Below are 14,855 nucleotides of genomic sequence, written 5' to 3' on the forward strand. Positions count from 1 at the left end.
CTGGCCGTTGGACAAGGTCACGGTCACCGGCGTCTGCGCCGGGTTGGTCAGTGTCACGGTGTAAGTGATGACACCGCCTTCGGTGACCGATGGGTTCGCCGTCAGAGTCGCGGTGGTGGTATCGATCGAATCATTGATCGTCGTAACCGCTGGAGTCGGGTTAGGAGTCAGCTGTTCGAAGTTGCCGCCCGTAGCGTTCTGGATCGTGACACTAACGGTCGAACCGTTGTTATAGACGTCATTGGCCGGAGTTTGGAAATCGATGCTGCCCTGAGTTTTACCCGCCTCAACAGTGATGACCTGGCCGTTGGACAAGGTCACTGTCACCGGCGTTTGAGCCGGGTTGGTCAGTGTCACGGTGTAAGTGATGACACCGCCTTCGGTGACCGATGGGTTCGCCGTCAGAGTCGCGGTGGTGGTATCGATCGAATCATTGATCGTCGTAACCGCTGGAGTCGGGTTAGGAGTCAGCTGTTCGAAGTTGCCGCCCGTAGCGTTCTGGATCGTGACACTAACGGTCGAACCGTTGTTATAGACGTCATTGGCCGGAGTTTGGAAATCGATGCTGCCCTGAGTTTTACCCGCCTCAACAGTGATGACCTGACCATTGGACAAGGTCACGGTAACCGGCGTTTGAGCCGGGTTGGTCAGCGTCACGGTGTAAGTGATCACGCCACCTTCGGTCACCGACGGGTTCGCTGCCAGGGTCGCAGTGGTGGTGTCGATCGAATCATTGATCGTGGTAACAGCTGGGGTTGGGTTCGGGGTCAACTGCTCGAAGTTGCCGCCCGTGGCATTTTCAATCGTGACGCTAACGGTCGAACCGTTGTTGTACACGTCATTGGCCGGCGTCTGGAAGTCAATGCTGCCCTGGGTCTTGCCCGCTTCAACGGTGATGACCTGGCCGTTGGACAGGGTCACAGTGACCGGCGTTTGAGCCGGGTTAGTCAGCGTCACGGTGTAAGTGATGACACCACCTTCGGTGACCGACGGATTCGCCGTCAGAGTCGCGGTGGTAGTGTCGATCGAATCATTGATCGTGGTGACGGCTGGAGCTGGGTTCGGGGTCAACTGCTCGAAGTTGCCGCCCGTGGCATTTTCAATCGTGACGCTAACGGTCGAACCGTTGTTGTACACGTCATTCGCCGGGGTCTGGAAATCAATGCTGCCTTGAGTCTTGCCTGCTTCAACGGTGATGACTTGGCCGTTTGACAGGGTCACAGTCACCGGCGTTTGAGCCGGGTTGGTCAGCGTCACGGTGTAAGTGATCACACCACCTTCAGTGACCGACGGGTTCGCCGTCAGTGTCGCGGTGGTGGTGTCGATCGAATCGTTGATCGTGGTAACAGCCGGGTTCGTATTGGGCGTGAGTTGCTCGAAATTACCACCCGTTGCACCCGTGATATTCACGCTGACGGTCGAACCGTTGTTGTAAACATCGTTCGGCGGCGTCTGGAAATCGACGCTAGCCTGGGTTTTGCCAGCCTCAACGGTAATCACCTGCCCGTTGGACAAAGTCACGGTCACCGGGGTCTGGCCAGGGTTGCTCAGCGTCACGGTGTAAGTGATCACACCGCCCTCGGTCACCGACGGGGTAGCTGTCAGCGTCGCGGTTGTGGTGTCGATGGTATCGGTAACCTGGGTTACCGCAGGGTCTTGCGGCAAGGTCACAATCAACCCGCCACCGCCGGTGGTACCGGTGACAACCGTAGAAATCTGACCGCCATCGACATAGGGCGTGTCATTCGGCGGGATCACAACATTGACACTGCCGGTTGTTTGCCCGGCAGGGATGACGATGACCGCACCATTGGACAGGGTGACCACCAGGTCGCTATTGGGAGCCTGGCCAACGGTGGCGGTATAGACAATCACCCCGCCCGCTTCAGTAATGGAAGGCGTGGCGCCCAGCACCAGGTTAGTGGCGACATCCCCGGTCGTGCCGGGCGTGGTCGCACGGTTGTTGGCCGTGGTGTCCGCGCCACCAACATCCTGGCGATTGGCTTCGGCAGCGAAGCCAAGCCCCTCGGTGGGGAAGCCAACAGTCGGGTCAACGGTGCCTGCCGTCTCTTCCAGCATGACGAAGCTGTGGCCACCGCCCGCTGCACCGCCACCGGCTGCCGTAGGACCTGCCGCAGTGGCTTCCAGGTCGGTAGTGGGGTCGACACCCGCAGCGATCGCTTGTTGCAACTCTGCTACCGAAGGCGCGGCCTGCGCAGCGGCCTGGCCCAGGTCGGTGCTGCTATCAGGCGTGTCGGCACTCCATTGGCTGTCGCGGCCCAGGTCGAGCAGTCGGCCATCTGCCAGCTCAAGCGTTACTGCACCACCAGCGCCAGTGAGCACCTGCTCGCCGGCCAGAAGTCGATCCCCCTCGATCAGTACACGCCGGATGCCTTCTGGGGATACCGCAATAACCTGGCCGACAATACTTTTGACGATGGCTACAACGCTGCTCATTGGACTCTCCGTGTGACCCTGTAGGGTACTTCCGTGCCAGAGCGGCAATCGTGGCCACCTGATCTGGAATGATGTCGATATTCACTTGACGCATTTTGACGTCAATATTTCGTCTATAACTGCCAGCGATTACACAACTGCCAAACTATTGACCTTATGATGGCCATCCTAAACAATCGGTTAGGTAATGTCACATTGATATTTTACCTTAGCCAAGCGTTTCTCAACGGCAACTGCCTTGGGTCACAAAAAACAGCTGCATCGCCCACCACACGGGGGTTTAGCGGCTTAGAAATCCGAGGATTAGCCACCGGCTTACCGTCCGTCGGGATCCATCAGACCACAGGCGTCAATATAAGGTCATTCACGTTTATTCACCGGCCCAATATACGCACGGCAAGCACAAAGCTTGCCGATTCATCACCCAGTGGGCTGCGGCTCGACGCCACTTGTCGGCACGTAAACACGCTGCCGCAAATCAAACGAGCAGAGTGGAATCACGTATATAAGGACGTCCAGGTGGGGTTGAGGCGCGTGATGATTATCGAATACAGGCTGGTACAGAGGCTGCATTTAATAGATGAATTTTGACTAATCGATTACCAAACGGCGTCAGCAAACCAGCGCCTGTTAAATGGCATCAGCTATTCTGGTCGCAAGCGATGTCGCCATGGCCTTTTGCTAGCTATGCTGACACCTGCGAATGAAGTGCGAGTGGTTCAGAAATGAAACATTTCAGGGCCATCCGACGTCAGGTAGTAAAGTGAACGAGACAGCTGTTTACTCAAAATGGATTCAAAGCGACCATTGCCAAAATTTTGCCACGGCGATGCACATCGCCCGGCGCTGATACGCCGCAACACCACTGAACGCCAGGGTTGCCAGCCTGCAGCATCAAGGCAGCGCGCCCACCCCTACCCACCACAAGGATGAAGAGAGCGCCGCGTGGAATCCGAAGTCAGTCGAGTCGAACTCAACCACGATCCACGCAGCCAGCACGACGATCCCCTGCTGGATAGTCTGTTGAGCCTGTGTGTGTTGCACCAAAAACCAGCCAGCCGCGTGATGTTGACCACGGGCCTGCCGTTGCCAGCGCAGCGGCTGAGCCCTGAACTACTGCCCCGTGCGGCTGCCAGGGCTGGGCTGCAAGGGCGCCTGCTGCAGCGCAAGCTGGAGCAGATCCCGAGCATCGCCATGCCGGCCATGCTGTTGCTCAAAGGCGGGCGAAGCGCGGTTCTGCTTGGCTGGGAAAATGAAGACACTGCACGGCTGCTGCTTAGCGAAAGCGATGGCGGCGAGGTGCACATCAGCCGCGAGAAACTCCAGGATGACTACAGTGGCCGGGTGTTCTTCGCCCAGCCGCAGCACAAATTTGACGTCAACCACGGCAACCTCATTCCGCGTGCGAAGTCCTGGTTCCGCGACACTCTGCTGCGCAGCAAATGGCTGTACATTGACGCCATCGCCGCCAGCCTGGTGATCAACTTGATCGCCCTGGCCGCTCCGCTGTTCGTGATGAACGTGTATGACCGGGTGGTCCCCAACCAGGCGACCTCAACGCTGTGGGTGCTGGCGATCGGGATCGCGGGCGCTTATGTGTTCGACCTGATCCTCAAAGGGCTGCGCGGGTTGTGCCTGGACCTTGCCGGCAAGAAGACCGACCTGATCATCTCTGCCACGCTGTTCGAGCGTATCGTCGGCATGTCGATGAAGTATCGCCCTGCCAGGGTCGGTAGTTTCGCCCAGAACATCCACGAGTTTCAGGGCCTGCGCGACTTCCTGGCATCGCTGACACTGACCAGCCTGATCGACCTGCCCTTCACGGTACTGATCCTGATCGTCATCGCCATCATCGGCGGCCATCTGGTGTGGATCCCGATCATCGCCTTCCCGTTGGCGCTGAGTATTGGCTATGCCTTGCAGCGCCCTTTGATGGCGACCATGGAGCGGACCATGGCACTGGCCTCCGAGCGCCAGTCAAGCCTGATCGAGACCCTCGCCGGCCTGGATGCGGTCAAGGTCAACAATGCCGAGAGCGAGCGCCAGTACATGTGGGAACAGACCCTCGGTACCCTCAGCCGCCTGGAGCTGCGCGTGAAGGTGCTGTCGAGCCTGGCCATGAACATCACCATGCTGATTCAGCAACTGGCGGGTGTGGCGATGATCTGCGTGGGCGTCTACCTGATCATCGACGGCAACCTGAGCATGGGCGGCCTGGTGGCCTGCTACATGCTCAGCGGTCGCGCGCTGGGCCCGCTGGGCCAGCTGAACGGCCTGTTGGCACGTTACCAGCAGGCCAAGGTGACCATGGTTTCTACCGACCACATGATGGAGTTGCCACAGGAGCGCAACTTCGAAGAGCGGCCCCTCAGCCGCAGAGTGCTGCAGGGTAGCGTCGAGTTTCGCGGGGTGGACTTCACCTACCCCAACCAGCAGAACATGGCGCTGAAGAACATCAACCTGACCATTCGGCCCGGCGAGAAGGTCGGCATCATTGGCCGCAGCGGCTCAGGCAAGAGCTCTTTGGCCAAGTTGATCGTGGGCCTTTACGAGGCTGATGGCGGCTCGCTGCTGGTAGATGGTGTAGACATCCGGCAGATCGACGTCAGCGAGCTGCGCCACAACATTGGCTATGTGCCGCAGGATATCCAGCTGCTGGCAGGCACCCTGCGCGACAACCTGGTGAGTGGCGCGCGCTACATCGACGACGAGATGATCCTGCAAGCCGCCGAGCTGGCAGGCGTGCACGAGTTCGCGCGGCTGCACCCGGATGGCTATGAGCTGCAGGTAGGCGAACGTGGGCAGAACCTGTCCGGTGGCCAGCGGCAGAACGTGGCACTTGGCCGTGCGCTGCTGTTGAACCCGCAAATCCTGCTGCTGGACGAACCGACCAGCGCCATGGACAACACCGGTGAGGAGCGCCTCAAACAGCGCCTGCAGGCGGTGGTGGAAAGCAAGACGGTGCTGCTGGTGACTCACCGTGCATCACTGCTTTCGCTCGTGGATCGGCTGATCGTGATCGATCGCGGGCAGATTGTTGCCGACGGCCCGAAAGCCGCGGTCATGGACGCGCTGAAGAAGGGGCAGATCAGTGTTGCGTAAGCTGGATTTCGGGCAAATCAAGGAAGGCATGCGGCGTTACTTCAAGGGCAGTGACTCGCTCGGTGGGCAGCCACTTCCAGAGGTCAACAAGGCCCTCATCGAGGATGCCCCGCGGGTCGTCAGGTTGACCATATGGGGCGTGATCCTGTTCTTCGTGTTCTTGATCATCTGGGCCAGCGTGGCGCCTATCGATGAAGTAACCCGCGGCGAGGGCAAGGCGATCCCCTCCTCCAAGGTGCAGAAAATCCAGAACCTGGAAGGCGGCATCGTGGCGGAAATTTTTGCCAAGGAGGGCCAGATCGTCGAAGTTGGTCAGCCTTTGCTGCGCCTTGATGAAACACGCTTCGCCTCCAACGTGGGCGAAACCGAGGCCGATCGCCTGTCCATGGCCCTGCGTGTGCAGCGCCTGAGCGCTGAGGTGGACGACAAGCCACTGCAGATTGACGAGGAACTGCGCAAAGCCGCACCGAGCCAAGCGGCCAGTGAAGAGTCGCTATATCAGAGCCGGCGCCAGCAGTTGCAGGACGAAATTGGCGGCCTGCAGCAGCAGTTGGTGCAGCGCCAGCAAGAGCTGCGCGAGTACAGCTCCAAGCGTGCCCAGTACGCCAACAGCCTTGAGCTGCTGCGCAAGGAAATCAGCATGTCGGAGCCCTTGGTGGCGACCGGGGCGATCTCCCAGGTAGAGGTGCTGCGCCTGCGCCGGGCGGAAGTGGAAAACCGCGGCCAGCTGGATTCCACCGCCCTGGCCATACCCCGCGCCGAGGCGGCCATCCGCGAGGTACAGAGCAAGATCGAGGAAACCCGTGGCAAGTTTCGCAGCGAAGCGCTTACCCAGCTTAACGAAGCGCGTACCGAGCTGAACAAGGCCACCGCCACCAGCAAGGCGCTGGATGACCGGGTGCACCGGACCATGGTCACCTCGCCAGTGCGCGGTATCGTCAAGCAATTGCTGGTGAACACCATTGGCGGTGTGATCCAGCCGGGCAGCGATATCATCGAGGTCGTGCCGCTGGACGACACGCTGGTGATCGAAGCGAAGATCCTGCCCAAGGACATTGCCTTCCTGCACCCGGGCCAGGAAGCGACCGTCAAGTTCACCGCGTATGACTACACCATCTACGGCGGGCTCAAGGCCAAGCTTGAACAGATCAGCGCCGACACCATTACCGATGAAGATAAGAAGACCACCTACTACCTGATCAGGTTGCGCACCGATCGCAGCCACCTTGGCACCGACGAGAAACCGCTGCTGATCATCCCCGGGATGATTGCAACGGTGGATATCATGACCGGCAAGAAAACCATCATGAGCTACTTGCTCAAGCCCATCATGAAGGCCCGCTCGGAAGCGCTGCGCGAGCGCTGACAGGCTGTGCAAAGGGCCGCATTGCGGCCCTTATGCGGCGCAAGGCCGCTGATGCACGTAATGGCTTGTACTTATCGCCAGGGTGCAGGTTCACCCACCAGTTGCCCCTGGATACCCCCTACCCCCATTTCGCATAGCACCAGGCGCTCGCCTTCGGTTTCCACACGCTCGGCAATAAGCGGCAAGTCGATGCTGTGGGCAGCGCGCTGGATGGCCTCGATGAACAGGCGCTTGTGCTGCTCCTCATCGATATTGCGGATGTAGCTGCCGTCGATCTTCAGGTAAGCCAGCCCCAGGTGCGACAGGTTGCCGATCATGCTGAAGCGGCCGCCAAAGCGCTGCAGCGCCAGGCCGAAGCCCAGCCCGTGCAGGCGCCGCGTCAGCTGTTCCAGGGCAGGCTGGTCGGGTAACTGCTCTTCGCCAATCTCGAACACCAGGCGCGGGCCCAGGGCTGCGTTGTGGCCCAGTAATTCGAAAATGCGCTGCAATGCCTTGGGGTCGGCCAAGGTGGCGGCGGAAAGGTTCAGCGCCAGCACCTGATCATGCCCCCGCAAGTGGGCCAGTACTTTTTCCAGCACCAGCAGGTCCAGGCGCGGCATCCAGCCAAAGCGCTCGAGCCAGGGCAGGAAGCGGCCGGCCGGCAGGGCCTCGCCTTCACGGTCTTTCAGGCGCGATATCACCTTGTGATGAAGCACGCGCTGCGCGGTGGCGCAATCCACCACAGGCTGGAAGAACAGGTCGAAATGGCCATTACGGAACGCCTGGTCGAGGCGTTCATGCCAGTCGTGCTGGCTGTCTGCGGCAACAGCAGCCACCCCTTGCTCCAGGCACACCCAGCCAGGGGTTGGCTGGTTTTCTGCGCGGGCCAAGGCTTCGTCGGCGAGCTTGAGCAGCGCCTGCGGTGCGTCGCCGGGGGTGTAAGGCGCCAGGCCGATACAGGCCACGGGGTTGATGTCACTGGCACCGGTTTCGTGCAGGCTCTGCAGGGTGCCTTCCAAGGCCTGGGCAAGCTGAATGGCCTCCTCATGCACCATGCCTGGGGCCAACACCGCGAACTCACCCCCGCGGCTGCGGGAGATCAGGTCGTTGGTTTCCGGGTAGCTGCCACAGGTGCGCCGCAACTGCTCGCCCACAGCCTGCAGCAACTGGTCGGTACGTTGCCCGCCCAACCGCGCGTTCAGCCCGGCCAGGCCTTGCACACGCAACAACAGCAGGTAGCCTGCGCGGGCTTCCTCCAGGTTGCTGACCCGGGCGTTCAACTGCATCTCGAAGTAACGACGGTTGGACAGCCCGGTGAGGGTGTCCTGATAGGACTCGGCACGCAGCCGCTCACTGCGCTCGGCCTGTTCGGTGAACAGGGCTTTGAGCTTCTCGACCATCTGGTTCATGGCCTGCACCACGCGGCGCAGCTCCGGTGTGCGTGGCAGCTCTTGCAGGCTCAGGAATTCACGGCGGGCAATGGCGTGGGATTGTTCGACCATGTAGTCCAGCGGGCGCAACTGACGGCGTAGCAGCAGTGCGCCAAGCACGGCACTGGCAGCCCCGCACAGCAGCAACCAGCTCAGGCTGCCCAGGGCGCTTTGCCAGAGTTTGGCAATGGCGAACATTGGGTGGCTTATTACCTCCACCCGGGCCGCCTGTTGCCAGCCACGGCTGACGATGGCGTCGCCGCCGGCAGCCTCCAGGCCTATCAAGTGCACGAACCAGCGCGGCACGCCACCTGGGTCCGGCTCGGCATGACGCTCCACCAGTACGGCGTTGGAGGCCAGGTCGACGACCTTGATGCTTGCATAGTAGCCACTGTCGAAGATCGAGCTGACCATCAACTCGGTCATGGCCGGGTCGTCGATGTTGGGCGTGAGCGACAATGCCAGGGCGGTGGCCGCATCCTGGGCGTGCGAGCGCAGCTGGTTGACGTACTGGCTGCGCGAGCTTTCCAGGCTGACCATGAAGCTGCCACTGAAGGCGACCACCAGGAACAGGCAAATAGCCAACAGCAATTGTTTGAACAGTGACATTTGTGCTCCTTCAGTAAACCGGTTCGGCCGGGAAGCCTTCGGCCTGCATTTTCTTCAACAGGTCTTGCCAGCGCGACAACCGCTTGGTATCGCCGACCTTCTTGTTACCAGCAGCCCCGGTGAGCCACAAGCCTTCACCATTGAAGGCGTAGACCGGCAACAGGTCTGGGCGCTGGCTAGCCGGCTTGATGGCGTCCATGAGGCTGTCCAGGACCAGAGGCTGGGCCTGGGGTGTCGAATAGTAAGTCAGTACCATGTGCGCGCGGTTCTGGCGCAGCGCCTTGACGTACGTGATGCGCAGCTTTTCGCTGGGAATGCCCATACGCCGAAGGCTGAAATACTTGGCGATTGCGTAGTCTTCACAATCCCCGGCACCCTTGATCAGGGCCTGAACAGGGGTAGCCCAGTAATCGACCTCACCCCACAGGTCGATGTCTTCAACGTAACGCAGTTGCTGGTTGAAGAACCGGTTGACCACTTGCAGCCGCTCAAGCTCGCTATCTTGTTTCTGGGTCGCCATCAGGTTCTGCCAGGCATCGATACGCGCTTTGCCGGCGCCGAGCGGGCCATAGAGGGCCTCGGACTTGCGGCTGATCTGTGCGAAGTCCCAATCGGCGTGCAGGCCGCCCAGCAGCATGCCGCCCAGCAACGCAGCCAGGGCGATACGGTGCAGCACGGTTTTGAGCATCGGGGAGATCGCCACAGCCAAGCCCTGTCCCGGCCAGTCGAAAGCTGCGATGGTGCGGCCTGTTAGCGCAAAAGACAATGGCACATCGAAATCATCCATCCGCCTGTCAGCCAGGCTGCATTCTGGCCCTACATCTTCATTTGCATTACTTCCTTTGCAGGGCGACTTACTCCACCATAGCCGCGCTTTGGGGCAGTGCGCTGATAGCCGCAGGTTTGACATGCCCACAAGCCGTAACTAGCTTGATTGGATCCAACTTTTTGTGAACGTTAAGGCAGGCGTTTTGTGGCCGAGAAAATAAAACTGAGCAACGTGCTGACCAGCGAACAGCTGTTGCCGCACCTGGCCCGTGGCGTAATCGAGGAACGTCTGCGCAGTGCCATTCTGGACGGCCGTTTGCCGCCCGGCACCGCGATCCGGCAGCAGGAGCTTGCAACCCTCTATGGCGTCAGCCGCATGCCGGTACGTGAGGCGCTGCGGCAGCTGGAAGCGCAGGCGCTGTTGAATGTGCAGATGCACAAGGGTGCGGTAGTTGCGCCGCTGATCGGCGAGGACGCGGTAGACGCCTATACCTTGCGCGTGCTGCTCGAGAGCGAGGCTTTGCGCCAGTCCATCCCGCTGCTTGAAGGCCAGGACATCGCCGATGCGCGCCGCTATATCCAGCAGTTGGAGAACGAAACCCGGCATGCCGAGATCGCTCGCCTCAACCGCCTGCTGCACATGGTGCTGTATTGCCGGGCGCCGAACCAGAAGCTGTTGCGCCTGATTGATAACGAACTGAACCAGGAGGAACGGTTTCTGCGGTTTCACCTGTCCTCCATGGGCCTGGGCAAACTGACGCAGGACGACCATACCGCACTGGTAGACGCCGCCAGCGCCAAGCGGGTCAACGAGGCTATCGCAGTACTGGAGCGCCACCTCAACGGCGCTGCAATTGCAATTCGCAGATACCTGGACAGCCAAAAGCTTCGCCAGGCGTGATCGCAGCATTGCTATGGGCCGACAAGGTTGCAAAATGCGGCCACCAGCGGAACAATGAGACTCGTTATCATTAAAGCCTTTATGGCACCGCCGAAAATGCCCAGCAACGACCCTGTCCAAGCCCTCTATCATGACCACCACGGCTGGTTGTATGGCTGGCTGCGCCATCACCTGGGGAGCGCGGCTGATGCTGCCGACCTGGCGCAGGACACCTTCGTGCGGCTGTTGCAGCGACGTGAGCACCTTCATCTGCAAAAACCCAGAGCGTTCTTGCGCACTGTTGCCCGCGGGCTGGTGATCGACCATTGGCGCCGAGAAGAATTGCACAAAGCCTATCTGGAGGCTTTGGCACATCTGCCGCAGGCTCACGCGCCCAGTGTCGAAACCCAGGAATTGCTGCTGGAGCTGCTCGAGCGCATTGCTGTCATGCTCGATGGCCTCAAGCCCAAGGTCCGTACAGCTTTTCTGCTGGCCCAGTGCGAGGGCCTCAAGCACAAGGAGGTTGCGCAGCGGATGGGGCTTTCCGTGCGTACCGTGGAGCGTCATATCGCTGACGCGCTCTATCACTGCTACCTGTTGCGCTACGACGTGCAATGACCTGCCCTCCCCCAGATGCAAAAGCGGTGAGGCAAGCCATTACCTGGAGGGTCGCGCTGCGCGAGCATGGCAATGACCCTGCTTTTGAGCAGCGCTGCATGCAGTGGCGCAATGCTTGCCCAAGCCACGAGTTGGCCTGGCAACGGGTTGTCCATCTCGATCAGGAACTGGACCTGCGGGCGGTCCCTGCTGCCGGTATAGCACTGCGCACCTTGGAAACCAGTCACAAACGCCTTCAGCGCCGGCAGGCTTTGAAGCTGTTGGGCGGGCTTGCCATGGTGGGTTCGGCCGCCTGGCTGGCCAAAGACCTGGACCTTATCAGCCCATGGTCATCGGACTACGCGACCGCAACGGGCGAGCGTAGGCACATCACCCTTGCCGACGGTACACGCCTGCAGCTCAACACCCGCAGTGCGGTAGATGTGGCGTTCAATGGCCAGCAGCTGGTGGTGAAGTTGAGGCGCGGCGAGCTGATGCTCGATTGTCGGCAAACCCTGCACCCACAGTTCCCAGTACACGTATATACCAAGGACGCGCTGCTGCAGGCGTTCGATAGCCGCGTCGCGCTGCGCCTTGAGGGTGACTGCGTCCATGCCAGCTTCAGCCACGGCCGGCTGGCAGCCCAACAAGCCGATACGGGGGGCTGGCAATGGCTGGAGCCGGACCAGGCCTGGCGGGTAACGCGTGACGGAGTACAGCGAGAGCAGCCTGCCAGCATGGATGCACTGGCCTGGACCGAGGGGTTGATCGTGACTCGGGACATGCGTCTGGCCGACTTTCTTGCGCAAGTCAGCCGCTACCGCCATGGCTACCTGACCTGCAGCGACAACATTGCAGACATGCGCTTGTCGGGTGTCTTCCGCCTCGATGACCCTGAGCAACTGGTGCGGCTGTTACCCCGCACGCTGCCAGTACAACTGCGCGAGCTCACGCGCTTGTGGATAAGGGTGGAGCGCCTGAGTTAGGCAGCGCTTCTGGAAGATGGCGGGTTTTTTATTCTGGTCCGGCTAGGACATTGAAGCGCCCTCTGCCCTATTCAATTCACGGACTCCTACATGCCTATCGCCACGAAGTACACGCTGCCCTGCAACGCGAATGATTTTCGACCTGTCCTGCAATCAATACTGGGTAGAGCCATACGCGCAGCCTTGTTCGGCACCGTCCTGGGCGTAGCGGCCACGCCTCTGCTGGCCGTCGCCGACGATACGCCAGTGGTTAGCCAAACATACGCGATCGCACCCGGCCCACTCGATGAGGCACTCAACCAGTTCGCCAGGCAGGCTGGCATTACCCTGTCGAGCACACCGCAACTTACCCGCGGCTTGCAATCGAATGGCCTCCAAGGCCAGTACGGCACTGAACAAGCCTTGCGACACCTCTTGGCAGGAAGCGGGCTGGTAGCCCTGAGCCAGAACGCACGCAATTACGTCTTGCAGGCACAGCCGCAAGAAGCCGCACTGGCGTTGCCCGACACCGATGTGCGCAGCTTCACCCTGGGTAATGCGTTGGGCAGCATGGAGGGGTACAACGCCACGCATAGCCAGGTTGCCACCAAGAGCAGCATGCCGCTGGTGGAAACCTCCCAGTCAGTGTCGGTGGTCACCCGTCAGCAGATGGATGACCAGGGGGCACAGACCGTGGCCCAGGCCATGCGCTATACACCCGGTGTGCTAACCAACCCCTATGGGGCAACCCACCGCTACGACTACGTGGCCATGCGCGGCTTCAACGATGGCTCTGTGGATAACATCTACGTAGACGGCCTGAAATCCATGGGGGACAACGGCACCTACAGCACCATGCAGGTAGACCCGTATTTTCTTGAGCGCATCGACATACTGAAGGGCCCGTCATCGGTACTGTATGGCCGCAGTTCGCCAGGTGGCCTGGTGGCGTTGACTACCAAGAAGCCTCTGTTCAGCCCCTACCGTCAGGTTCAGGCCTCCGTGGGTACTCAGGGGCAGCGTGGCATGGGGTTCGACTTCAGCGGGCCTGTGGATGACGACAAGCGCATTGCGTACCGCCTGACAGGCCTGGCAGACGGTTCAGACACTCAGTTCGATCACAACAAGGAAGAGCGCTACGCACTTGCACCGTCGCTGAGCATGGACTTCACGGAAGACACCTCGCTGACCCTGCAGGCGTACCTTCAGCATGACCCCAGCGGGGGCTACCATGGCGGCAACCCGGCAGATGGCATGCTGCACAAGCGCAACGGCTTGCGCTTGTCGGACCACTTCTTCGAGGGTGAACCGAACATCGATCACTACGAACGCACACAGCAGTCGTTCAGTTATCAGTTCGAACACCGGTTCAATGACGTATTCACTGCACGGCAGAACTTCCGCTACCAGGATTCCGATGTCTCGATGGACCAGGTGTATTCGGCCGGTTGGGCAGGCAACGAGGGCACTGTCCTGAACAGGGCCTACACCGGCGGAGACGAGCGCCTGCATTCCTACATCATCGATAACATGGTGCAGGCAGAGGTGTTCACCGGGGCCGCCAAGCATACCTTCCTGCTGGGCACCGATTTTCAGCGTCGCAAGGCCGATGTGGCATGGCGCTATGGCTCGGTTGACCCGCTGGATGCCGGCAACCCCCAGTATCGCAATGGCAACCTGCAGGTAGCAGGGGAGAACCGCTATCAACGGCGCTTGCAACAGACGGGTGTGTATTTGCAGGACCTGGTGGAACTGGATCAGTGGCGGTTTTCTCTCGGCCTGCGGCAGGACTGGGTAAAAGTATCCGAGCGTGATCGCGACAGGGATACCAAGGCCAATGATGCGCGTACCAAGTTCACTACCCGTGCAGGTGTTTTGTACCTGTTCGAAAACGGGATCGCGCCCTACCTGAGCTACTCGGAGTCATTCAACCCGAACACCGTGTCCGATCAACAAGGCAAGCCGCTGGCACCCACCGAAGGCACGCAGTGGGAAGCCGGTATCAAGTACCAGCCACCGGGCAGCGACAACTTGTTCACGGCCTCGGTGTTCCATATTGAACAGGAGAACCTGGCATCCAAGCAGCCCAATGAGGATTTCTATCGCCCCGTTGGCCAGGTGCGCTCCCAGGGGTTGGAACTGGAAGCTCATGTACAAGTGACCGACAGCCTGAAACTGCTGGGCGGGTACACCTTTACCGATATCGAATACACCAAGCAGATGCCTAGCCTGGTAGCCGGCAACCTGGACAACAAAGGTAACTCACCCACCCAGGCGCCCAGGCAGATGGTGTCCCTGTGGGCTGACTACAACATGCGCCAAGGTGTGCTCGATGGTGTGAGGCTGGGCGGGGGTGTACGTTACGTGGGGTATAGCTGGGTCGATGCGGAAAACAGCATGAAGGTGCCGTCCTACACACTGGTGGATGCTTCGCTGGGTTATGACCTCGGCAAAGTCGGGCTGAAGGGCGTGGATGTGAGGTTGAACGCCAACAACCTGACCAACCGGCGCTACATCACGTCCTGCGCAAGCCTGAACTACTGCTACATGGGTGAAGAGCGAAACGTGACGGCCACCGTCAGCTATCAGTTCTGAGCCGTCCTGGAAAAGACAAAGCCCCTGTCTGCATCGCAGACAGGGGCTTTGGGGTTTGAATCTTGACGATGACCTACTCTCACATGGGGAAACCCCACACTACCATC

General features: G+C 60.2%; 9 protein-coding genes. 6 read left to right on the forward strand and 3 right to left on the reverse strand.

The features are described from left to right. Nucleotides 1-2,457: retention module-containing protein (locus IAE33_RS23600; protein WP_201165583.1), on the reverse strand; the 2,457-nt coding region annotated here is incomplete at its 3' end. Nucleotides 2,458-3,402: 945 nt separating this feature from the next. Between IAE33_RS23600 and IAE33_RS23605 the strand changes: the two genes are divergently transcribed. Together IAE33_RS23605 and IAE33_RS23610 are read left to right on the forward strand one after the other, a co-directional pair. Then, on the forward strand, nucleotides 3,403-5,559 hold the full coding sequence (locus IAE33_RS23605; protein ID WP_201165585.1) for a type I secretion system permease/ATPase: 2,157 nt from the start codon (nucleotides 3,403-3,405) through the stop codon (nucleotides 5,557-5,559). Between the two features lie 28 nt (nucleotides 5,560-5,587). Next, nucleotides 5,588-6,925, forward strand: a complete 1,338-nt coding sequence (locus tag IAE33_RS23610) for an HlyD family type I secretion periplasmic adaptor subunit (RefSeq protein WP_174435898.1) — start codon at nucleotides 5,588-5,590, stop codon at nucleotides 6,923-6,925. Nucleotides 6,926-6,996: 71 nt separating this feature from the next. Here the strand turns inward: IAE33_RS23610 and lapD are convergent, their stop codons facing one another. Then, nucleotides 6,997-8,943: a cyclic di-GMP receptor LapD gene (lapD, locus tag IAE33_RS23615; RefSeq protein ID WP_201165587.1), complete on the reverse strand. Its 1,947-nt coding sequence runs from the start codon at nucleotides 8,941-8,943 to the stop codon at nucleotides 6,997-6,999. A 10-nt stretch (nucleotides 8,944-8,953) separates the two neighbouring features. Next, the gene (gene lapG / locus IAE33_RS23620) at nucleotides 8,954-9,715 is read right to left on the reverse strand and encodes a cysteine protease LapG (RefSeq protein WP_201165596.1); all 762 of its coding nucleotides are present in this window, start codon (nucleotides 9,713-9,715) and stop codon (nucleotides 8,954-8,956) included. A 201-nt stretch (nucleotides 9,716-9,916) separates the two neighbouring features. On the opposite strand from lapG, the gene IAE33_RS23625 reads away from it, so the two are divergent. The 4 genes from IAE33_RS23625 to IAE33_RS23640 all read left to right on the forward strand — a co-directional run bounded on the left by IAE33_RS23625 (nucleotide 9,917) and on the right by IAE33_RS23640 (nucleotide 14,748). Next, nucleotides 9,917-10,612, forward strand: coding sequence for a GntR family transcriptional regulator (locus IAE33_RS23625; RefSeq protein ID WP_201165589.1), 696 nt, complete (start codon nucleotides 9,917-9,919; stop codon nucleotides 10,610-10,612). A 96-nt stretch (nucleotides 10,613-10,708) separates the two neighbouring features. After that, entirely contained in the window at nucleotides 10,709-11,209 is a 501-nt protein-coding gene (locus tag IAE33_RS23630) for a sigma-70 family RNA polymerase sigma factor (RefSeq protein ID WP_201165591.1), read from the forward strand. Then, nucleotides 11,206-12,174 (forward strand): FecR domain-containing protein, encoded by a 969-nt coding sequence (locus tag IAE33_RS23635; RefSeq protein ID WP_201165593.1) that lies wholly within the window; start codon nucleotides 11,206-11,208, stop codon nucleotides 12,172-12,174. Before IAE33_RS23630 ends, IAE33_RS23635 begins: the two co-directional genes overlap by 4 nt. A 159-nt stretch (nucleotides 12,175-12,333) precedes the next feature. Further along, a complete protein-coding gene (locus tag IAE33_RS23640) occupies nucleotides 12,334-14,748 on the forward strand; it encodes a TonB-dependent siderophore receptor (RefSeq protein WP_236407340.1) in 2,415 nt (804 codons plus the stop codon). Nucleotides 14,749-14,855: the final 107 nt, after the last annotated feature.

It is taken from the genome of Pseudomonas sp. S60, from assembly GCF_016647865.1.
Lineage (GTDB): Bacteria > Pseudomonadota > Gammaproteobacteria > Pseudomonadales > Pseudomonadaceae > Aquipseudomonas > Aquipseudomonas parafulva.

Excerpts from the sequence above, each read along its gene's own strand:
- IAE33_RS23610 (WP_174435898.1), top strand. The coding sequence starts at position 5,588 with ATGCGGCGTTACTTCAAGGGCAGTGACTCGCTCGGTGGGCAGCCACTT.
- IAE33_RS23630 (WP_201165591.1), top strand. The coding sequence starts at position 10,709 with ATGCCCAGCAACGACCCTGTCCAAGCCCTCTATCATGACCACCACGGC.
- lapD (WP_201165587.1), bottom strand. The coding sequence starts at position 8,943 with ATGTCACTGTTCAAACAATTGCTGTTGGCTATTTGCCTGTTCCTGGTG.
- IAE33_RS23635 (WP_201165593.1), top strand. The coding sequence starts at position 11,206 with ATGACCTGCCCTCCCCCAGATGCAAAAGCGGTGAGGCAAGCCATTACC.